We start from the raw sequence: 19,049 nt of genomic DNA, 5'->3' as shown, positions 1-19,049 counted from the left end.
CACCGCGCGACCGCCTAAAGCAATGGCGGCTGCGACGATTTCTTCTTGGCGTCCTTTTCCGTCGACTTCGCTCCAGCCTTTGGCTCTGCGCCGACTTTTCCCGGCAACGGAATCGCCTCCAGGAGATCGTCGGGTGCCGGGCCCGTCATGGCAAGGGCTTCCTCCGCAGTGACGTCCTTCGTATCGAGCCATGCATCGTAGCAGTCGGGCGCGAGAATGACGGGCATCCTGTTATGCAGAGGAGCAACCGTCGCGTTTGGTTCGCAGGTGAGGATCGTCGCCGTATCGATCACGCCGCCTTCGGGTTCGCTCCAACTTTCGTAAAGCCCGGCGAAGGCGAACAGATGCGGCGGCTCCGGCCGCAAATAGTAAGGACGGCGCTGTCCCTTGGGTCCGGTCCACTCGTAGAAGCCGTCGGCGGGAATTAAGCAGCGCCGGCGGCGCGCGGCGTTGCGAAACGACGGCTTGGAGAGGAGTTCCTCGGACCGCGCGTTGAACAGGGTCGGGAACGTTTTCGGATCCTTCACGAAGTGCGGCAGCAAACCCCAACGCATCAAACGAAACCGCCGCTCGCCTTCGGCATCCAGAAGGACGACGGCGATCGGTTCGGTCGGCCGAATGTTGTCGCGCGGCGGAAAGTTCGGCTTGTCGGTGTAACCGAAAAAGGCGCGGACGGCCTCCGGCGGCGTGGTCAGATCGTAGCGAGAGCACATGGTGGCGCGCTGATGAGTCCCAACCGTTGTTAACCCGACGGAAACCATAATGCCGCAACTCTAAAGCGAGGAGCGACCCATGATTTTGCCAACGAAGAGAGAGCCTAGCGTGACCAGCCCGGAAATCCAGGAAGACGTTAGCCGCGACGCGATCGCCGCCGCATTTCAGAACGCCATGGCCAGCCATCTGCGCTCCCATGTCCCCGGCACGAACATCAACGAACAGACCTTTCTGGCCTCGGACTATCTCAATCAATTCCACGAACTGGTGATGCTGCTGGAAGCGCTCCCGGTCGACCCGTCCGCGTTCGGACCCGACCTGCACCGCTGGAACGCGGTGGACTACGAGGAGCATTTCAACCGCTCTGCCCTCGACAACAAGGACCTTGCGATCGCGGCGTATCGCCGGGCGCCGGAGAAGGTGCGCGAGCAGTTCGATTCCGCGGTTGCTCGTCTCCAGGCCGAGGCCCTGAGGGTCGTGGCCGCGGTCGCTCAGGCGCTCGACAGCCAGAACGACCTCGCAATGACCTGCTCGGGAGCGGCATCGCGCCTGCGGGTTCTCATCGACGACGCCAATGCCATCGCCAACGGCTATGTCTCGGAGGACGATGGCGGCAAGGGACCGAAGCGCAAGCAGATCACGATCGATACGCTGTTCCGGCTCCGGAAGCGCTAGTCTCGACCGCCGTCGGTGCGGGCCCCGCCCTACGGCGCGGCTAGATTTCACCATGAATTGGCGCTAGTCAGACCTTATGGGACGGCTTGCAAAACCTTTGGCACTGCTTTTGTGCGGGCTCTTTTGGGCCGGTACGGGCACCGTGGCCTATGTCCCGCCCGCAAATGCCCAGTTTTTCTGGTTCTTCGACCAGAAAAAGCCGAAGAAGCAGCGCCGCGCCGCGCCGCGCCGCGGCTACGACCTCCCGAAAGTGACGCCCCCAAAGGAGGAAGTGCTCGCTCCGCCGCCGCCGGACGACCGGCCCTACGACGAAAATCTGATGCGCTTGGCCGAAATTCTCGGTGCGGTCCACTATCTGCGCGAGCTCTGCGGCGCAGGCGAGGGACAACTCTGGCGCGATCAGATGGCCGAGATCCTGCGAAACGAAGGCACCACCGCCGTCCGCCGCGCCAAGCTGGTGAACAAGTTCAACGACGGCTACCGGGGCTACCGCCGGACCTACCGGACCTGCACCGAGTCCGCCACACGGGCCGCGAGCCGGTTCTCGACGGAAGGCGCGGAACTCGCGACCGCGTTGTCGCAAACGTCGGTGTTTGCAAGCGCCCCGCAGGCACGGGTTCAGGCACCGGAGTCGGACGACGGCGCGAGCGCGGCCAGAAATTAACCGTCAGTTTACTCTCCTCCTACGGACGGGCGGCACGCGTTGTAAGTGTGTCGGGCGAAGATGATTTCGCATCTGGAGGGAGTTGCCCGCTTGAGCACCGAATTCGGCATCGAACAGCATAGTGAGGATGGAGAAGTCCGCAAGCAAGCGGCTCTGCGCTACATCCTCGATGCCTGGGAGGACGCGCTTCACGACGGCATCGAGCCCGAGATGCTGGCCAACGCGGCCTTGTTCGCTGCGCTGACGGATCTGATCGACGTCTATGGCGAGAACGCCGTCGCCGAAATGACCTCCCGGCTCCCGCGCCGTATCCACCACGGCGAGTTCACCTTGCGCCGCACGGCCCAATAGCGCGCAAAGTCTCTACGTCACAAATCGTTATCGGAAATACCGCACACCGATTTCGACAATCAGGGCGACCCCGAAGCCGAGCAGGATTATGCCTGCAATCCGATTGATCAGTTTCAGGCGGTTGTCCGTCAGTTTGTGACGGAATTTTGCGATTAATTCGGACAGGCCGAGCCACCACAACAGGCTGCCGCCCATCACGGCGGCGACGAGGATCAGCGCCTCCAGATTCGTATTGAGGCCGCCGATCAGCGATCCCAGACCGCCGATCATGGCCGCCATGCCTAACACCGCGCCGGGATTCGTGACCGTCAGGATGAAGGTCTGGGGGATGATGCCCATGTGTTCGAGAATGTGGGAGCGCTCATGGGGCGGCGTCGTCATCACGGGCCGCATCACGAGAAGCGCGATGCCGAACGCCACGAGAAGCACGCCGCCGATGAATTGAATCGTGTCACCGTAGGCGAGAATCACATCCGAAATCGCCGCGATACTGAAAGCGCCTGCCGCCGCGAGAACGCCATCGCCCAGGACAGCGCCCAGGCCTGCCGCCAAACCGCCCCAGAATCCTTTGGACACGGCACGCTGGATCACGAGCACGTTCACAGGTCCGATCGGCGCCGCCATCAACAAGCCGATCCCAAGCCCGGCAAGCACGAGCTGGATGGCGGACAGCACAATTTGCGCGCCTGCTTCCAAAGTCCAAGGACCTATTCGCTGACTATCGATCGGGCTCGATCACCACGATCCCGCACCTGACTCTCAGCGACCCGAACTTGCAACTGACCGCGGTTCTGCGAGATTGACCCAAATCGTATGGAGTCTGGCATGAACGTGCGGAAAAAAGTGGTCGTAGCCGCCCTCGCGGCATTGGTAACGGGCGCCGCCTTGCTTGTCTACGGCTCGGGACACAGGGCCGCCGCAAGCGACAAACTGCCCGACCCCGAGGCCGAAGCAGCCCAGGCCCGCAGCGGGCCCGAGGTGCTGTACGACACCACGGCCACCCCGAAACTCGTTCAGCGCATCCTCAAAATGATCGTCCTTGCGGCCGAGACCGGCGACATCGAAGAGATGCGGGCCGTACTCGAATCGAACGAATTGAAGCCGATGGTCGCGGCCAAGCACATCGACGACCCGATCGCCTATTGGAAGGCGCAGTCCGTGGACGGGACCGGGCGCGACGTTCTCGCAAACATGTTGGACATGCTTAGCACCGGCTTCGTCCTGAAGGGCAAAGGCGATACCGGAATGTATGTCTGGCCGTACTTCGCGGAGATCGACCTCACCACACTGACGCCGAAAGAACAGGTGGAGCTTTACCGGCTTGTCCCACCCAAGCAGGCCAAAGCCATGATGGCCTCAGGCAAATACACCGGCTACCGCCTCGGGGTCGCGCCCAACGGGATTTGGCACTACTTCATGAAGTAGGCGCGGCGGCAGACGCTAGTGCGTCCCGCCTTGCGGGAACCCCTCGTCGAAGCGAACGGCCTGACCGCGCGCCACGCCCAGTTCGCCTTCCCACATGGCCAGATGCCCCCGGATCACGGTGCCGATCGGCCAGCCTTGCACCTTCCGGCCTGCAAAGGGCGTCCAGCCTGCCTTGCTCGCCACCCATGAATCCTCGATGACGCGTTCGGCCTTCAGATCGACGACCGTGAAATCGGCATCGTAGCCGACGGCGATCCGGCCCTTGCAGGTGGTTCCGAAGAGGCGCTGCGCGCCGGCGCTGGTCAGGTCGACAAAGCGGGCGAGGGTCAGCCGCCCCGCATTGACGTGATCGAGCATGATCGGGACCAGCGTTTGTACGCCGGGCATGCCGGAGGGCGTCGCGGGATAGGTGGCGGCCTTCTCTGCGAGGGTATGCGGGGCATGGTCCGACCCCAGGATATCGACGACACCCTGTTGCAGCCCCCACCACAGCAGGTCCTGGTGCGCCAGATCGCGGATCGGCGGGTTCTGCTGAATCTTTGTCCCGAGACGCTCGTAGTCCTCTGGTCCCACAAGCGTCAGATGTTGCGGCGTGACCTCGACCGTCGCTACGTCCTTGTGGTGCGACAGCAGCTCCATCTCGGCGCCTGTCGACACATGAAGGATGTGGATACGCGCACCCGTGGCTTGAGCCAGCCGCAGGAGGCGCTGCGTCGATTCGAGCGCAGCCACCTCGTCGCGCCATTCATAGTGGCTGGTCGGATCGCCGACGCGCCGGATCGGGAGCCGTTCCCGCAAACGGGACTCGAGCTCCGAATGAATCGAGCACCGGCGGCGAATGGTCGAGAACACCTGCGTGAGAGTCTCGTCGTCCTCGACGAGAAGGTCGCCCGTGGAGGAGCCCGCGAAGATCTTGACCCCGGCAGCGCCCGGCAGCCGTTCGAGTTCGGCGAGATCGGCGGCGTTCTCGCGCGTTGCGCCAACAAAAAACGCGAAGTCGCAATGCATGCGATTGGTGCCCGCGGCGACCTTGGCGGCCAAAGCCTCCTCGCTCGTGGTGGGCGGGCTCGTGTTCGGCATCTCGAAAACGGCCGTGACACCGCCCAGTACCGCGGCCCGGCTCCCGGTTTCCAGGTCCTCCTTGTGTTCCATGCCCGGCTCGCGAAAATGGACCTGGGTATCGATGACGCCCGGCAAAATATGGAGGCCGCGCGCATCGACCGTCTGATCCGCGCGACTTGCATCTATCTCGCCGATCGCACGAACCCGGCCGTCGCGCACACCGATATCGACAGCCGCTTCGCCGGTGTGGTTTACTGCTGTTCCGCCCTTGAAAAGGATGTCGAACGTCTCAGCCATCGCGCTTCGGCTTCTCCTTGTCGGGCAATCGCCCGGCACTTAGATAGTCATTGCTTTGGTAGCAGATGGGCACCCCATGAGTCACCGCGAACAAGAACTTTGCCACGAAACCTCCCTGACCGATCGCGGGGTGTTGTGCGTTTCCGGCGCCGACGCCAAGACGTTCCTGCAAGGCTTGATCACCAACGACCTGAACAAGACGGACGACGGCGGCGCCATCTTCGCGGGACTCTTGTCGCCGCAAGGAAAAATACTGTTCGATTTCTTCGTGGTGCCGGACGGCAACGGCTTTTTGATCGAGGCGCCCGCGGAAAGCGTCGACGCGCTCGCGAAACGGCTGTCGTTCTACAAGCTGCGCTCTGATGTCACCGTCGAAGCGGAACCCGCATGGACTGTCGCGGCGGCCTGGGGCGGGACACCCGCGCTGCCCGATGGCGCCATAGCCTTTGCCGACCCGCGGCTGCCAGAGCTTGGCCTGCGTATCCTTCTGCCCGATGGCGTCCGCTTGGGCGAAGCGGCATGTTCATCAGCTAGCGAGGCCGACTACCACGCTCACCGCATTGCCCTCGGCGTTCCGGAAGGCGGTCCCGACTACGCCTATGGCGACACCTTTCCGCACGAGGCGCTGTACGATCAACTGGAAGGCGTCGACTTCAAGAAGGGCTGCTACGTAGGCCAGGAGGTCGTTTCCCGTATGCAGCATCGCAACACGGCACGAAAACGCGTGGTCCCCGTCGACGGCGATGCTCCCTTGGAGCCCGGTGCCGAGGTGGTGGCCGGCGCCGTGCCGTTGGGCGCCATCGGCTCCGCGCAAGGACCCCATGGGCTTGCGTTGCTCCGGCTCGACCGGCTGGCTTCGGCCAAGGCGAAGGGCGCGTCGCCGCAAGCCGGAACCACGACGATCACCGTCCGGCTTCCCGACTTCGCGACGTTCGAGTTGCCGGCGGACGAAAGCACATGAGCAACGGCGCTCGCCCCCGCTGTCCCTGGCCCGGGACCGATCCGCTTTACGTGGCCTATCACGACGAGGAATGGGGCGTGCCCGAGTACGACGACCGGGCACTTTACGAGAAACTGATTCTCGATGGCTTCCAGGCGGGCCTCGCCTGGATCACGATCCTGCGCAAACGCGACGCCTTCCGCGACGCCTTCGACGGTTTCGAGCCGGAGAAGATCGCCCGCTACACTCCCAAGAAGGTGGAAGCGCTGATGGGCGATGCGCGCATCGTGCGCAACCGCCTCAAGATCGAAGGCGCTATCCGGTCCGCGCAGGTCTGGCTCGACATGATGGAGACCAGCCCCGGCTTCTCGGCTTTCCTATGGGATTTCGTGGACGGAAAACCGGTCGTCAACCGGTTCAAGACCATGCGCGACGTTCCCGCCGAGACTCCCTTGTCGCGTGCGATGTCGAAGGAACTGAAGGCGCGGGGCTTCAAGTTCTGTGGCCCCACGATCATCTACGCCTTCATGCAAGCGACAGGGCTCGTCAACGATCACTTGACGAGTTGCCATCGGCACAAGGAATGCGCCGCCCTCTGATCTTCCGGAGGACTAACCGCGTCCGCGCGGGTCCATGCTGCGCGGATAGGTACGCTCTTCTTGAATCTTGCCGTCGCGCTTTCTGATCCGTACCGAGCCCATCTTCTTGACAGCCCGCTCCAACACGCCGCCCTTCGTCGCGTCGGCCTTGGTCTTGAATCGTTTTACGACTTCTCCAGAACCCTCACGCTTCAGCTCCCACTTCTTATTCTTGTCGTTATAGCTGAGCGAGAATCTCGGCAACTTCGCCATGTCGCGTTCTCCCAATCGTGCTTGGTCGTTCCTCTAAGTTTTCGCGAGACCGTTATGATTGGCATCCATGCGTTGCATCGTCCATGTCTTTTTTGGCCGGCCCTCTTCCGATAGCGGCGAACGTTCGGCAGGACCTGTTTGACTTGTCCGCTAGGTTGCGATCAGTCTCGCGCCGAACAATGAAGAGAGCGCATTGAACGCCGCATCCAACACTCCCTTGCCGCGCGCTTGGCAACGCATGCTCAGCGGACGGCGGCTTGATCTTCTCGATCCCTCCCCGCTCGACATCGAGATCGAGGACATCGCGCATGGGCTCGCGCGCGTCGCGCGCTGGAACGGACAGACGCGGGGCGACCACACGTTCTCTGTTGCCGAGCACAGCCTGCTGGTGGAGGCGATCGTGCGGGACCTGTCACCGTCCGAAGCTGCCGCGCACCAGCTCGCCGCGCTTCTTCACGATGCACCCGAATATGTCATCGGCGACCTGATCAGCCCCTTCAAGGCCGCCTTGTCGCTCGACTACCGCACCTTCGAATCGCGGCTTCTCGCGGCCATTCATGTCCGTTTCGGGCTTCCGACCGAGCTGCCCGATGACGCCAGTCAGCTCATCAAGCGCGCCGATAAGATCGCCGCCTATTACGAGGCCGTGGGTCTTGCCGGCTTCTCGCAGGACGAAGCCCGGAAATTTTTCGGCCAGCCAAAGGGGCTAAGCCCCCGTCTTGTCACGACTCTGACCGGGTTACGCCCGGTTCCGGCGTCAGAAGGCGAGGAGAGGTTCTTGAAACGGTTTCACGAGCTTGCCAGATGAATAGCGTACAGACGGCAGGCGATTCGCTACATTAGGGAGGCTCATGGATACTCTGACGTTCGATAGTGGTCACCTGGCGGAGCCGGAGACAATGTCCCCGGATACCGTCCTTGTGTGCCCCTTGAGCCACGTTCAGGCCACCGTCTCGACGGCGCGCGTGAGCCACCTGGTGACGCTGATCAACGGGGAGACCCTGATCGACACGCCCGAAACCATTGGCCAGGAGCGGCATTTGCGCCTGGCCATGAACGATATCGCCGAACCGCGCGACGGCCTGGTGGTGCCGAGCGCGGACCATGTCGCCAAGCTCATCGAGTTCGCCGCCGACTGGGATCAGAAGGCGCCGATGCTGATTCACTGCTGGGCCGGCATCAGCCGCTCAACCGCCGGGGCATTCGTCGTTCTTTGCGCTCTCAATCCGCACGCGGACGAGCATTCCCTGGCACGCGCCCTCCGCCGCGCCTCCCCCACCGCCTATCCCAACCGGCGGATCGTCGCCATCGCGGACGAGGTCCTTGGCCGCGGCGGCCGCATGAACGCCGCCGTCGAACTCATCGGGCGCGGCCTGCTGGCCGAAGAAGGCAAAGTGTTCTCGCTTCCCGCCAAACACGCGGCCTAGCCCATGGCGAGCGGTCGGCGCCAGAACGCGGCTGCCGAGACCTACTCGGACGGCGACCCGTCCGCGAACAATCCACAGATCGAACTCGGCCTCAACGCGGCGATCGTCATGGTCCAGGACCAGCAGCCGCACATTTTGGTCGTGCGGCCCGGCATCGCGGGCGAGGATTGCCGGGACGCCCTTCCCTTCGGTCCTTTCGCGCCGCGCGCCCATCGCACGCTCGAGATCGGCCTGCGCGAATGGGTGGAGCGGCAGACGGGCATCGAACTCGGATACGTCGAACAGCTCTACACTTTCGGCGACCGGGGACGGCATGCGGAGCCTGGCGGCGCCCATACGCTGTCGGTCGGGTATCTCGCCCTGACCCGCGGCACGCCCGCGGAGATGCGCGGCGCCCACTGGTCCCCCTGGTACACCTATTTCCCGTGGGAGGATTGGCGCGACGGCAAGCCGCAGATCCTCACCGAAGAGATCGAACCGCGCCTGAAGGCCTGGGCCGAACGCCCGCCTTCTCCCGGCGAGCCAGTCCGGCCCTTGCGGCGTCCCGAGCGCCTCAAGATCGGTTTCGGCATCGGCGGCGGCTGGGACGAGGAAAAAGTCCTGGAACGCTACGAGCTGCTGTACGAAGCGGGTCTCGTGGAAGAAGCCCGGCGCGACGGCCGCTCGGCGGCGAACCGCTGGGGCGATCTGCCCGAGCTTGGCCGCCCCATGGCGCTCGACCACCGACGCATTCTCGCGACCGCCATGGGCCGCGTGCGCGGCAAGCTGAAATACCGGCCCGTGGTGTTCGAACTGCTCCCGCCGGAGTTTACCCTCTACGACCTGCAAAAGACGGTAGAGTCGATTTCCGGCAGGCTGCTGCACAAGCAGAATTTCCGGCGCCTCGTCGAAAAGGGCGGGCTTGTCGAGCCGACCGGCAATGTCTCGACCGAGACCGGCGGGCGTCCGGCCAGGCTTTACCGCTTCCGCCGGGAAGTCGTCCTCGAGCGTCCCGCCCCTGGGCTGCGCGTGAGCGCGGGACGGGGCTAGCCGTGAGGCCGCACCCTGGGCCCCTTGAACGGGGCAGCCGGAAAAGCGACATTGCAGGCGAGACGTCCCCGCGACCCTTTCGGAGTATTGGCCACCGATGACACCGACTCGCCTCGCCGACCTCCGCAAAATTGCTACGCAATACGCTCTTGCCGGGATGGTCGCCGCTCTGGCTCTCGCCTTGGGGCCTGCCGCTGCCATTCCGCAAACAATCGAGACTGAAGCCGGCCCGGTCAGGGTGGAGACGGTGGCGGAGGGGTTGAAACACCCCTGGGGCATGGTGTTCTTGCCGGACGGCCGCATGCTGGTGACGGAACGGCCGGGAACGCTGCGTTTGGTCGGTGCGGACGGCTCCTTGTCCGATCCCCTTTCCGGCGTGCCCGAGGTCGTGGCCCAGGGCCAGGGCGGTCTGCTCGACGTGGCGCTCGACCCCACGTTCATAACCAACAAGCTGATTTATCTGTCCTATGCGGAAGCCGGAGACGACGGGGTCGGCACCGCCGTTGCCCGGGGCCGGCTCGAGGACGGCGGGCTGACGGACCTCAAGGTGATCTTTCAGCAGACGCCAAAGGTGAAGGGGCCCAATCATTTCGGCGGACGGCTCGCCTTCGCCCCAGACGGCACCCTCTTCGTCACGCTCGGCGACCGCTTCAAGTTCGAACCTGCGCAGGATCTTTCCAGCCACCTCGGAAAGGTCGTGCGGATCAATCCGGACGGGTCGGTGCCGCAGGACAATCCCTTCATCGGGCAGAAGGACGCGCAGCCCGAGATCTGGTCGCTCGGCCACCGGAATGTCGAGAGCGCCTCGATCGACCCTCAGACGGGCAAGCTTTGGACACTGGAGTTCGGTCCGAAAGGCGGCGACGAACTCAACCGTCCGGCGCCGGGAGAGAACTACGGCTGGCCACTGGTCAGTTGGGGCACGCATTATGACGGCAAGGACATTCCCAATCCGCCGACGCGGCCCGAATTCGCCGACGCCGTCAGACAGTGGACGCCCGTGATCTCTCCGTCGGGCGCGACGTTCTACACGGCCGAGCCGATTCCCGGTTGGACTTCCGAGGCCATCCCTGCCTGGGCCGGCGATCTGCTCGTTGGCGGGCTGTCCTCAGAGAGCATCGTCCGGCTGAGCATTGACGACGACAAGGTCACCGGCGAGGAGCGCATCCCGCTTGGCGTCCGCATTCGCAACGTGGTGCAAGGGCCCGACGGTGCCGTTTACGCCCTGACTGACGAAGACAACGGGAAGATTCTGCGCCTCACGGCAGAGAATCAATGATTCCGCCTCTCTCGATCGGCTTCATGGGCCTTTTTGGCCGCTCGCCGGCGTTGCGCACATTCGACGCGGATTTGCGCGCACTCGACCTGCATCCAAAGCTCGTGCCAGAAGCGGTCAAACTTGCCGCACTGCGAATCCTAATGGCGAAGACAGATGGCGCGACCCTGCTGGACAACGACAGCAAGGCGGCTGCGGAACTCCTCGCTTATTGCATGGTGGGAGCAGAGCCGTTTGCCACCGCCAATGGAATCCATCTCACCCAGTCCGTCGAGAAGCGGATTGACCTGGCGCTCGACGATGATACGAGTTCCGACGCAAGACTCATCCTCTTGGCACTTCATGCAAATGTGATTCAGCCGAGCGTTATTGAGCACTATAGGTTGGAGACCGATTCCGGGTGAGTCGGCCCAGAACCCAGCCCTAGACACCCCACCATGCGGCCTTGCTCTGCATGTCCCCACCCTCAACGCACGCCTGCCGCCAACCATGTCGCAGATCATTTCTATTCAAGGCCTGTCGAAAACCTACAAGTCGGGTTTTCACGCGCTCAAGAACATCGACCTCGAGATCGAGAAGGGCGAGATCTTCGCGCTGCTCGGACCGAACGGAGCCGGCAAGACCACACTCATCAGCATCATCTGCGGCATCGTGACCCCGAGCGCGGGCACGGTCACGGTGGGCGGACACGACATCATCACGGACTATCGGGCGACGCGGTCCATGATCGGTCTGGTTCCGCAGGAACTCACCGCCGACATGTTCGAAACCGTCTGGGCCACCGTGTCCCATAGTCGCGGCCTGTTCGGAAAATGGCCGGATCCTGCTCATATCGAGAAGGTCCTCAAAGATCTTGCTCTCTGGGACAAAAAGGATTCGAAGCTCATCACGTTGTCGGGCGGCATGAAGCGCCGTGTCTTGATCGCCAAGGCGCTTTCTCACGAGCCGCAAATCCTGTTCCTCGACGAGCCGACAGCCGGTGTCGACGTGGAACTGCGCAACGAGATGTGGGGCCTCGTCAGGCACCTCCGGGACTCGGGCGTGACCATCATCCTGACCACTCATTACATCCAAGAGGCCGAGGACATGGCTGACAGGATCGGGGTGATCAACAAGGGCGAGCTCATCCTCGTCGAGAACAAACACGAGCTGATGCAGAAGCTCGGCCAGAAGCAGCTGACCCTTCAGCTTCACGATGCGATCGACACGGTGCCTGCCGCGCTGAAGCAGCATCAGCTTGTGCTCGCGAAGGACGGGCAGGAACTGATCTACACCTATGACAGTCAGGGCGAGCGCACGGGTATTACCCATCTTCTGACGGATCTGGCGGAGGCCGGAATTCGCTTCAAGGATCTCGACACGTCGCAGAGCTCGCTCGAGGAAATCTTCGTCGACCTAGTGAGGCGCGACCAATGAACCTTCCCGCCATCGTCGCGATATACAAATTCGAAATGGCGCGCTGGGTTCGCACGCTGCTGCAGAGTCTTGTGTCGCCCGTTATCGCCACCTCGCTCTACTTCGTGGTGTTCGGCGCGGCAATCGGCAGCCGCATCAGCGAGATCGACGGCGTACCCTACGGCGCATTCATCGTGCCGGGCCTGATCATGCTGAACCTCTTGACCCAGAGCGTGGCGAACGCATCCTTCGGCATCTATTTCCCGCGCTTCACGGGGACGATCTACGAGCAGCTGTCAGCGCCCTTGTCCCCTGTCGAGGTTGTCGCCGGGTATGTGGGAGCGGCCGCGACGAAGTCGATCGTTCTCGGCCTTATTATCCTCGCGACTGCGACCCTGTTCGTTGACATCAGGATCGATCATCCCGCGTGGATGGTGTTCTTCCTCGTGCTGACCGCCATCACTTTCAGCCTCTTGGGCTTCGTGATCGGGCTCTGGGCCGAAGGCTTCGAGCAGCTTCAGCTCGTCCCTCTCCTCGTCATCACGCCCCTGACGTTTCTCGGCGGGACTTTTTACTCGCTCGAGGTGCTGCCGCCGCTCTGGCAGAAAATCTCGCTGCTCAACCCGGTTGTCTATCTTGTCAGCGCATTCCGCTGGAGCTTCTACAGCACTGCCGATGTCGGCGTGGAAGTGAGCCTTGCCATGATCGGTCTGTTCCTCGCCTTGTGCCTCGCCGCAGTTTGGTGGGTATTCAAAACCGGCTACCGCCTGAAGAGCTAGCCGGACAGCGGGCACGCGTACGCATGGTCGTCCGGGCCAAGCAAGCTCGCGACGTGCGGCCCGCGACTGGGGCAGGCATACGCCGTCATAGGCGATGCAGCGAGCCCATGGTACTGAACGGACTATGGGGGATGACCTGAATACGCCCGAGCAAGAGAGCGGCCCGACACTGAACCGGTCGATCGGGCCGTTTCAGATGGCGCTCTACGGGCTCGGCAGCATGTTGGGCGCGGGCATCTACGGGCTGATCGGCAAGGCTGCTGGTGAAGTCGGGAACGCCGTTTGGCTCGCATTCGTCGTCGCCCTCATCGCCGCCCTGCTCACGGCCTTGTCCTATGCGTCGCTCGGTTCGCGCTATCCGCGCGCGGCCGGCGCCGTCTATGTGGCGCAGCGCGCGTACGGCTTTCCGCTCCTGAGCTTCATGGTCGGTCTGGCGCTGGTCTGTTCCGGACTGACGTCGATCGCCACGCAATCCCGCGTATTCGGCGCGAACTTCCTCGAGCTTTTCGGCCTGCACGGCTTGCCCGTCTCCGCCATCGCCTTGTGCTACCTGTTCGCGACGACCGCGATTATCTTTCGCGGCATCCAGGAAGCCATGTGGGTGAACGTGCTGTGCACCGTCGTCTCCGTCGCCGGCCTTCTTCTCCTGATGGCGGTGGGGTTGCCCTATTGGGGCTCTGTCGACTATTTCGAAACGCCGCCCGTCGCGGATGGCGACTTGACGTTCCTGATCGTCATTCAAGGCGCCGTACTCGCCTTCTTCGCCTTTATTGGCTTCGAGGACATGTACAACGTCGCCGAAGAGGTGCGCGAGCCGGAGACGACTATTCCGCTCGGGCTGATATCGGCCATGGTGATCGCCGCGCTCGTTTACATCGCCGTGGCGATCACGGCTGTATCCGTGGTGCCCTGGGACGAACTGGCCGCGGCGCCCGGCCCGATCACCGAGGTGATGGCGCGAGCGGCGCCGTTTGTTCCGCCCGTCTTGTTCACGGCCATCACCATCTTCGCCGTCGCCAACACGGGGCTGGTGAATTTCGTCACCTCCTCGCGCCTGCTCTACGGCATGGCGCGGCAGAACCTCCTGCCCGATCACCTGGGCAAGGTGCACCGCCAGCGCAGGACGCCCCATATCGCAATCCTGGTCTTGTTCCTGATCCTGGTGCCGCTGGCGCTTATGGGCACGATCGCCGAGCTTGCCGCCGCCACGGTGCTGCTGCTGCTTACCGTGTTCGCGGTGGTGAACGGCTCGCTCTTCATCTTGAAGGGCCGCAAAGGCGAGCCGCCGGGCCGCTTCGAGATCCCGCGCATCATCCCGGCGCTGGGGTTCCTCGTTTGCCTCGGGTTGATCGTCGCGCGCGTGTCGAGCGGCGACTGGGAAGCCCCGGCCATCGCCGGAGGACTCCTGCTCGCCTCTTTCCTGATCTTCCTGCTAATGCGGTGGCTCGACCCCGAGGCCATTCGTGACATCGGCGAGGACACGGCCGACGCGGAAGCGCCGACGAGAAGCTGATGAGGGCTCGTGGCCGTTAAGGGCTCGTGGTCGCAAGGCTGCCGTTGATCGGCTTGCGCACTGTGTCGGGCGCTTCACTGGACGGCGCTCCCGCCGCGGGAGCGGACGATGCATCCTCGGCCGGCGCCGGAGTTGCCGCCGGCAGATTGTCCAGCTCGTAGATGTCGCCGAACGTCTTCACCGTGCCATCGTCACCGACCACGGCCGTGAAATAAGTCAGGTGCACAGGGATCGGTTTCGTGAGGCTGACCCGACTGGTCTTGCCGCTTGCGATCTGCTGGCGGACGGTCGCGCTGCTTGTGCCGTTGCTGGCGGCGAGGATACGCGCAGCAAGGTCTTCCGCATTGTCGACACGGGGCTCCTTGGCGCCATCGGCGCGGGTGTCGCGCGCAAACTTGCCGCCGAACGTCGTGGCCCGCATGAAGACCTTCCGGTCGTTCGGAAAGAGGAACTGCACGTTCCCCATGATGTTGGTCCGGCCCGGCTTCTGCACAAAGGTAAGGCCCGACAGGTTAGCCTTCCTCCAATCGATCGTCTTGGGGTCGACAGTCCTGCCGCCCTTCTTCACCGTGATGCCGTACTGATCCAGGACCGCCGTATTGGGCGTACCGCCGAAGAACGAGCCGCTGCCCCTCAGCTTGGGCAGCACATCCCGGCGGAACACGGCGGGTGGCACGATCCGTTCAGGATTGAAGACGATCTCCGTCATGTCCGCCGACAGCACCGGTGTCGGCGAGCTGGTTGCACCGACAAGGGCCTTTTCGGATTCGACCGTCTTACCGTCCTCGACCGCGTACACCATGAATTCGGGAATGTTCAGCCAAACGTAGGTCGCGCCGAGGTCCTCGGGCATCCAGCGCCAGCGGTTCATATTCCGCCGCAACAGCAGGTCCTCGTTCTCCGACTTGGCGTTGGCGAGCGCCTTGCGCAGCCGGACGAACTGTTCGTGTTTTGGGTGGAGCTCCAGCAGCACCTCATCCGGCGCGGAAGCGGTGGAAAGTTCCTTGAGCACCTCTGCCGGCGGACGAACCGTGGGCTCATGGCCATAGATGGGGTTGATGTTCTTCGGATCGTCTAGCCCGCCGCGGGCCGCGCGCGCGTATTTCAACGCGGCGAGGCTGATCGCCAATTCCGTGGCCGCCTGATCCTCCGCCGAGCTGGGTTTGTAGTCTTTCGGCGGCACGGGAAACGCCGTCGGGTCGAGGCCCCAGTTGTCTGCCTTTCCTATGACCTCGAGAAGAGCCGCCCCGCGCTCCGAGAACCCAGCCGTCGTCAGCCACAATGCTGGGCCGGTGCGAGTCCTGTAGAATTCCGTGAGCGCCGCAACATCGTCCGCATGCTGTCCTTTTTGAAGACTGGGCTTGTTGGATTGCACCTTGATCGCATCGGCAATCATCAACTCTTCCGCCGGCGGCTCGGCGTCTTCCTCCTCGACCTGTAGGTCGACAGCGCCCGCGCCCGGGTGATCGGGTATCTCGAGAATAACGGTGTCGTCCGCGCGAGAAGATTGCGGCAAGGAAACTGTCAGGAGGCCGAGCGGGAGCGCGAGGGCACACGGCCCCAGCCGTCTAAGGATCGCGAATGAAGCATGCCCACGCATCCTACAATCCCCGCTTACAGCCTTCAGGGTAATCCGGGATGCCCCTATATGCCAACCACAACTGGTCTGTCGGCGTATCCCTCGCCCTTGCCGGTGTTTCGGGGCCTTGGAGTAACGTGTTGATAGGCCCATGAAAATTGTGCAGAGCAGCGACGCCTTGAAGAATAAGGAGAAAACCCTATACTCACGTTGAGAATAGCGCTGTTGTGCGCGGTCGAGGAAACGCGCCGGCCTTGAGCCGGACCTTTTTACACCCTATATATACTCATATTGAGTATATTATCAGGAGGCCGATACTGATGGAATCCGTTCAAATTGGGAGTGAGGCCTGGGAGGCCAAGGCGCAGGCCGTGCTGCCGTCCTCGCTCGTTCCCGGTCTCACGTATACGCCAGAAGTGGCCCGCGAAACCGCGCATCTGTACGAGCGTGTCGCGCGTGTGATTCCGCCTGTCGAATGGCCTCAGTTCGCGCCTTACGTGAAGGCCATCAACGATCTGAAGCGGGTCCGCAACGCGGTGGTCCTGGCGCATAACTACATGACGCCGGAGATCTACAATTGCGTGGCCGACGTCGTGGGCGACTCCTTGCAGCTTGCCCGCGAGGCCGCCAAGGCCGACGCCGAGGTGATCGTCCAGTGCGGCGTGCACTTCATGGCGGAGACGTCGAAGCTGCTCAATCCCGACAAGAAGGTTCTGATCCCCGATAGCCGCGCTGGCTGTTCGCTGGCGGAGTCGATCACGGGTGCGGATGTCCGGGCGCTGCGCGAGGCCTATCCGGGCGTTCCGGTGGTCACGTATGTGAACACGTCGGCCGACGTGAAAGCCGAGTCCGATATCTGCTGCACGTCGTCGAACGCCGTGCGCGTCGTCGAGGCCCTGGGCGCGAAAAGGGTAATCATGATCCCCGACGAGTTTCTCGCCAAATGGGTTCAGACGCAGACGGATGTGGAGATCATCACCTGGAAGGGTCACTGCGAGGTGCATGAGCGCTTCACCGCCGAGGAGCTTCGCGCCTATCGCGAGAGCGACCCGGGCGTGAAGATCATCGCCCACCCCGAGTGTCCGCCCGAGGTGATCGACGAATCCGACTTCACGGGCTCGACGTCCGGCATGATCAAATGGGTGGAGGACAATCAGCCGTCCAAGGTGCTGCTCGTGACCGAATGCTCGATGAGCGACAACGTCGCGGTCGAAGCGCCGAACACCCAGTTCGTGCGGCCCTGTAACCTCTGCCCGCACATGAAGCGCATCACGCTGCCGAAGATCCTCGATAGCCTCATCTTCATGAAGGAAGAGGTGACCGTCGATCCGGCCGTTGCGGGCCCCGCCCGCGCGGCAGTCGAGCGGATGATCAATCTCAACCACTAGCGTACGCGTCACTACGACGTCGAAAGGACAGCGATGACGAACGGCAGTCCATCCTTTGTGCCGAGTAACGCCGCTGACAGCGTGGTTGTTGTCGGCGCCGGCCTTGCGGGCCTCTTCACGGCCCTCAAGCTCGCGCCGCTGAACGTCACCGTTATTTCGCCGGCACCGATCGGCGAAGGCGCTTCCAGCGTTTGGGCGCAAGCCGGTATCGCCGCCGCGCTGTCCGAAGGCGACACGGCCGAGGACCATGCGGCCGACACGGTGCGCGCCGGCGCAGGCATCGTGGACGAGGCCGTCGCGCTTCTGATGGCACGAGAGGCCCGGGCCCGGATCGAGGATCTGCTGCGTTACGGCGTGCCCTTCGACAAAGACCTCGAAGGCAAGCTGACTTTCGGCCACGAAGCCGCTCACCGCACCAATCGCATCCTGCATATCAAAGGCGACACCGCGGGCCGCTCAATCATGAGCGCGATCATCGCCGCAGTGCGCAAGACGCCGTCGATCACCGTGCTCGAAGGCGTAACCGCACGCGATCTGGTCGTCCATAAGGGGCGTGTCCGGGGCATCGTGCTTGCGCCCACCATGGAAGGGTCTCGGACCGACACCTTCGTTCTGCCCGCACGGGCCGTGGTGCTGGCGACCGGCGGCGCCGGTCACCTTTACTCGGTCACCACCAATCCGGTCGAGGCCCGTGGCGAAGGCGTCGCGATCGCCGCGCGCGCCGGCGCGGTGATCGCCGACGCGGAATTCGTGCAGTTCCATCCCACCGCCATCGATATCGGCCGCGATCCGGCGCCGCTCGCCACCGAGGCGCTGCGGGGCGCCGGCGCCGTGCTCATCAACCGCAAGGGCGAGCGCTTCATGCGCGCCGTTCACGAGGATGCCGAACTGGGCCCGCGTGACGTGGTTGCGCGCGCCGTCCATCGCGAGGTCGTCAGCGGGCGCGGCGCATTTCTCGATTGCCGTCCGATCGGCCCCGGTATCACGGAAAAGTTCCCGACGGTCGCATCGATCTGTATGTCGGCGGGCATGGACCCGGCACAGGAGCCCATCCCGGTGGCGCCGGCAGCGCATTATCACATGGGCGGCATTTTGGTGGACGTACAAGGCCGCAGCACCGTCGACGGCTTGTGGGCCTGCGGCGAGGTGACCTCGACTGGCGCACACGGTGCGAATCGCCTTGCCTCGAACTCGCTTCTGGAGGCCGTCGTGTTCGGCGCCCGTGTCGCCGAGGACATCACCGCCGCCCTGCCCCCGCTGCCGCCTCAGAACCTGCATGCGGTCGCGCGCGCCAGCGGTGAGATCTATCGCAACAGCCAGGCAGAACGGACGCTCCGCGAAACCATGTCGACCAATGTGGGCGTTGTCCGCGATGCGGACGGACTGTCGGAGGCTCTCGGAACGATCATCGCTCTCGAGCGGGAGAACGAAGGCGACCCGCAACTTGCGAACATGCTGACGACGGCCAAGTTCGTGGCCACGGCCGCCTTCGCCCGAACCGAGAGCCGCGGGGCGAATTTCCGCAGCGACTACCCTGCGCCCGACGAGGCTCAGGCCCGGCGGAGCTTCCTGACCCTGGAGCAGGCTGACGAGTTGGCCCGCGAGGCTGCCGGTATCGCGAGCCCGCCGCGCCTGCGCGTCGTCAGCCAAGGTTAGATCCTGCTCCGCGTGAGCGGACAACGCA

The 19,049-nt window shown here is 63.6% G+C and carries 21 protein-coding genes; 16 read left to right on the top strand and 5 right to left on the bottom strand.

Annotated elements, in window-relative coordinates; genetic code table 11:
- Window positions 1–14: 14 nt before the first annotated feature.
- Complete coding sequence (locus GL4_RS05160) at window positions 15–713, bottom strand: SOS response-associated peptidase (RefSeq protein ID WP_052464142.1); 699 nt, start codon at window positions 711–713, stop codon at window positions 15–17.
- A 79-nt stretch (window positions 714–792) separates the two neighbouring features.
- Here GL4_RS05160 and GL4_RS16580 point away from each other — a divergent pair, with 79 nt between their 5' ends.
- From GL4_RS16580 to GL4_RS05140, 3 genes are all read left to right on the top strand, one after another.
- The gene (locus GL4_RS16580; protein WP_172653299.1) at window positions 793–1,389 is read left to right on the top strand and encodes a hypothetical protein; all 597 of its coding nucleotides are present in this window, start codon (window positions 793–795) and stop codon (window positions 1,387–1,389) included.
- A 97-nt stretch (window positions 1,390–1,486) separates the two neighbouring features.
- The gene (locus GL4_RS17115) at window positions 1,487–2,053 is read left to right on the top strand and encodes a TIGR02301 family protein (RefSeq protein ID WP_244462684.1); all 567 of its coding nucleotides are present in this window, start codon (window positions 1,487–1,489) and stop codon (window positions 2,051–2,053) included.
- Window positions 2,054–2,143: 90 nt separating this feature from the next.
- Window positions 2,144–2,404: a hypothetical protein gene (locus tag GL4_RS05140; RefSeq protein WP_045369508.1), complete on the top strand. Its 261-nt coding sequence runs from the start codon at window positions 2,144–2,146 to the stop codon at window positions 2,402–2,404.
- Between the two features lie 27 nt (window positions 2,405–2,431).
- Here GL4_RS05140 and GL4_RS05135 read toward each other — a convergent pair whose 3' ends face one another.
- Window positions 2,432–3,079: a LysE family translocator gene (locus tag GL4_RS05135; RefSeq protein ID WP_156137398.1), complete on the bottom strand. Its 648-nt coding sequence runs from the start codon at window positions 3,077–3,079 to the stop codon at window positions 2,432–2,434.
- Between the two features lie 150 nt (window positions 3,080–3,229).
- Between GL4_RS05135 and GL4_RS05130 the strand changes: the two genes are divergently transcribed.
- Entirely contained in the window at window positions 3,230–3,829 is a 600-nt protein-coding gene (locus GL4_RS05130; RefSeq protein WP_156137397.1) for a hypothetical protein, read from the top strand.
- Window positions 3,830–3,844: 15 nt separating this feature from the next.
- Here GL4_RS05130 and GL4_RS05125 read toward each other — a convergent pair whose 3' ends face one another.
- On the bottom strand, window positions 3,845–5,188 hold the full coding sequence (locus GL4_RS05125; protein WP_045365268.1) for a dihydroorotase: 1,344 nt from the start codon (window positions 5,186–5,188) through the stop codon (window positions 3,845–3,847).
- A 76-nt stretch (window positions 5,189–5,264) separates the two neighbouring features.
- Between GL4_RS05125 and ygfZ the strand changes: the two genes are divergently transcribed.
- Both ygfZ and GL4_RS05115 read left to right on the top strand, forming a co-directional pair.
- The gene (ygfZ, locus tag GL4_RS05120; RefSeq protein WP_045365266.1) at window positions 5,265–6,149 is read left to right on the top strand and encodes a CAF17-like 4Fe-4S cluster assembly/insertion protein YgfZ; all 885 of its coding nucleotides are present in this window, start codon (window positions 5,265–5,267) and stop codon (window positions 6,147–6,149) included.
- On the top strand, window positions 6,146–6,727 hold the full coding sequence (locus GL4_RS05115) for a DNA-3-methyladenine glycosylase I (protein WP_045365264.1): 582 nt from the start codon (window positions 6,146–6,148) through the stop codon (window positions 6,725–6,727). Before ygfZ ends, GL4_RS05115 begins: the two co-directional genes overlap by 4 nt.
- Before the next feature lie 12 nt (window positions 6,728–6,739).
- Here the strand turns inward: GL4_RS05115 and GL4_RS05110 are convergent, their stop codons facing one another.
- Window positions 6,740–6,979 carry a DUF2188 domain-containing protein gene (locus GL4_RS05110; RefSeq protein ID WP_045365262.1) on the bottom strand — a complete coding sequence of 80 codons (240 nt, stop codon included), beginning with the start codon at window positions 6,977–6,979 and terminating at the stop codon, window positions 6,740–6,742.
- A gap of 238 nt (window positions 6,980–7,217) precedes the next feature.
- On the opposite strand from GL4_RS05110, the gene GL4_RS05105 reads away from it, so the two are divergent.
- The 8 genes from GL4_RS05105 to GL4_RS05070 all read left to right on the top strand — a co-directional run bounded on the left by GL4_RS05105 (window position 7,218) and on the right by GL4_RS05070 (window position 14,398).
- Window positions 7,218–7,787: a YfbR-like 5'-deoxynucleotidase gene (locus GL4_RS05105; protein WP_156137674.1), complete on the top strand. Its 570-nt coding sequence runs from the start codon at window positions 7,218–7,220 to the stop codon at window positions 7,785–7,787.
- Between the two features lie 43 nt (window positions 7,788–7,830).
- The gene (locus tag GL4_RS05100; RefSeq protein ID WP_244462683.1) at window positions 7,831–8,406 is read left to right on the top strand and encodes a tyrosine phosphatase family protein; all 576 of its coding nucleotides are present in this window, start codon (window positions 7,831–7,833) and stop codon (window positions 8,404–8,406) included.
- 3 nt (window positions 8,407–8,409) lie between these two features.
- Window positions 8,410–9,435 carry an NUDIX hydrolase gene (locus GL4_RS05095; RefSeq protein ID WP_425283185.1) on the top strand — a complete coding sequence of 342 codons (1,026 nt, stop codon included), beginning with the start codon at window positions 8,410–8,412 and terminating at the stop codon, window positions 9,433–9,435.
- A gap of 97 nt (window positions 9,436–9,532) precedes the next feature.
- Complete coding sequence (locus GL4_RS05090) at window positions 9,533–10,714, top strand: PQQ-dependent sugar dehydrogenase (RefSeq protein ID WP_082025486.1); 1,182 nt, start codon at window positions 9,533–9,535, stop codon at window positions 10,712–10,714.
- Complete coding sequence (locus tag GL4_RS05085) at window positions 10,711–11,115, top strand: hypothetical protein (protein WP_045365256.1); 405 nt, start codon at window positions 10,711–10,713, stop codon at window positions 11,113–11,115. Before GL4_RS05090 ends, GL4_RS05085 begins: the two co-directional genes overlap by 4 nt.
- Before the next feature lie 85 nt (window positions 11,116–11,200).
- Complete coding sequence (locus GL4_RS05080) at window positions 11,201–12,127, top strand: ABC transporter ATP-binding protein (protein ID WP_045365253.1); 927 nt, start codon at window positions 11,201–11,203, stop codon at window positions 12,125–12,127.
- A complete protein-coding gene (locus GL4_RS05075) occupies window positions 12,124–12,885 on the top strand; it encodes an ABC transporter permease (protein WP_045365251.1) in 762 nt (253 codons plus the stop codon). The genes GL4_RS05080 and GL4_RS05075 overlap by 4 nt, the downstream gene beginning before the upstream one ends.
- 124 nt (window positions 12,886–13,009) lie before the next feature.
- Window positions 13,010–14,398, top strand: coding sequence for an APC family permease (locus GL4_RS05070; RefSeq protein ID WP_045365248.1), 1,389 nt, complete (start codon window positions 13,010–13,012; stop codon window positions 14,396–14,398).
- Between the two features lie 16 nt (window positions 14,399–14,414).
- Here GL4_RS05070 and GL4_RS05065 read toward each other — a convergent pair whose 3' ends face one another.
- Window positions 14,415–15,914 carry a L,D-transpeptidase scaffold domain-containing protein gene (locus tag GL4_RS05065; RefSeq protein WP_172653298.1) on the bottom strand — a complete coding sequence of 500 codons (1,500 nt, stop codon included), beginning with the start codon at window positions 15,912–15,914 and terminating at the stop codon, window positions 14,415–14,417.
- A 383-nt stretch (window positions 15,915–16,297) separates the two neighbouring features.
- Between GL4_RS05065 and nadA the strand changes: the two genes are divergently transcribed.
- Together nadA and GL4_RS05055 are read left to right on the top strand one after the other, a co-directional pair.
- Window positions 16,298–17,365 (top strand): quinolinate synthase NadA, encoded by a 1,068-nt coding sequence (gene nadA / locus GL4_RS05060; RefSeq protein ID WP_082025484.1) that lies wholly within the window; start codon window positions 16,298–16,300, stop codon window positions 17,363–17,365.
- 33 nt (window positions 17,366–17,398) lie between these two features.
- A complete protein-coding gene (locus GL4_RS05055; RefSeq protein ID WP_045365242.1) occupies window positions 17,399–19,021 on the top strand; it encodes an L-aspartate oxidase in 1,623 nt (540 codons plus the stop codon).
- Window positions 19,022–19,049: the final 28 nt, after the last annotated feature.

Source organism: Methyloceanibacter caenitepidi (genome assembly GCF_000828475.1).
Lineage (GTDB): Bacteria > Pseudomonadota > Alphaproteobacteria > Rhizobiales > Methyloligellaceae > Methyloceanibacter > Methyloceanibacter caenitepidi.
This window is presented reverse-complemented; position numbering and strand designations above follow the sequence as displayed.

Coding starts and splice junctions, on each gene's coding strand:
- GL4_RS05070 (WP_045365248.1), top strand. CDS start 13,010: ATGGGGGATGACCTGAATACGCCCGAGCAAGAGAGCGGCCCGACACTG.
- nadA (WP_082025484.1), top strand. CDS start 16,298: ATGGAATCCGTTCAAATTGGGAGTGAGGCCTGGGAGGCCAAGGCGCAG.
- GL4_RS05085 (WP_045365256.1), top strand. CDS start 10,711: ATGATTCCGCCTCTCTCGATCGGCTTCATGGGCCTTTTTGGCCGCTCG.
- GL4_RS05115 (WP_045365264.1), top strand. CDS start 6,146: ATGAGCAACGGCGCTCGCCCCCGCTGTCCCTGGCCCGGGACCGATCCG.
- GL4_RS05110 (WP_045365262.1), bottom strand. CDS start 6,979: ATGGCGAAGTTGCCGAGATTCTCGCTCAGCTATAACGACAAGAATAAG.
- GL4_RS16580 (WP_172653299.1), top strand. CDS start 793: ATGATTTTGCCAACGAAGAGAGAGCCTAGCGTGACCAGCCCGGAAATC.
- GL4_RS05100 (WP_244462683.1), top strand. CDS start 7,831: ATGGATACTCTGACGTTCGATAGTGGTCACCTGGCGGAGCCGGAGACA.
- GL4_RS05090 (WP_082025486.1), top strand. CDS start 9,533: ATGACACCGACTCGCCTCGCCGACCTCCGCAAAATTGCTACGCAATAC.
- GL4_RS05105 (WP_156137674.1), top strand. CDS start 7,218: ATGCTCAGCGGACGGCGGCTTGATCTTCTCGATCCCTCCCCGCTCGAC.
- GL4_RS05075 (WP_045365251.1), top strand. CDS start 12,124: ATGAACCTTCCCGCCATCGTCGCGATATACAAATTCGAAATGGCGCGC.
- GL4_RS05095 (WP_425283185.1), top strand. CDS start 8,410: ATGGCGAGCGGTCGGCGCCAGAACGCGGCTGCCGAGACCTACTCGGAC.
- GL4_RS05160 (WP_052464142.1), bottom strand. CDS start 713: ATGTGCTCTCGCTACGATCTGACCACGCCGCCGGAGGCCGTCCGCGCC.
- GL4_RS05125 (WP_045365268.1), bottom strand. CDS start 5,188: ATGGCTGAGACGTTCGACATCCTTTTCAAGGGCGGAACAGCAGTAAAC.
- GL4_RS05080 (WP_045365253.1), top strand. CDS start 11,201: ATGTCGCAGATCATTTCTATTCAAGGCCTGTCGAAAACCTACAAGTCG.
- GL4_RS05055 (WP_045365242.1), top strand. CDS start 17,399: ATGACGAACGGCAGTCCATCCTTTGTGCCGAGTAACGCCGCTGACAGC.
- ygfZ (WP_045365266.1), top strand. CDS start 5,265: ATGAGTCACCGCGAACAAGAACTTTGCCACGAAACCTCCCTGACCGAT.
- GL4_RS05130 (WP_156137397.1), top strand. CDS start 3,230: ATGAACGTGCGGAAAAAAGTGGTCGTAGCCGCCCTCGCGGCATTGGTA.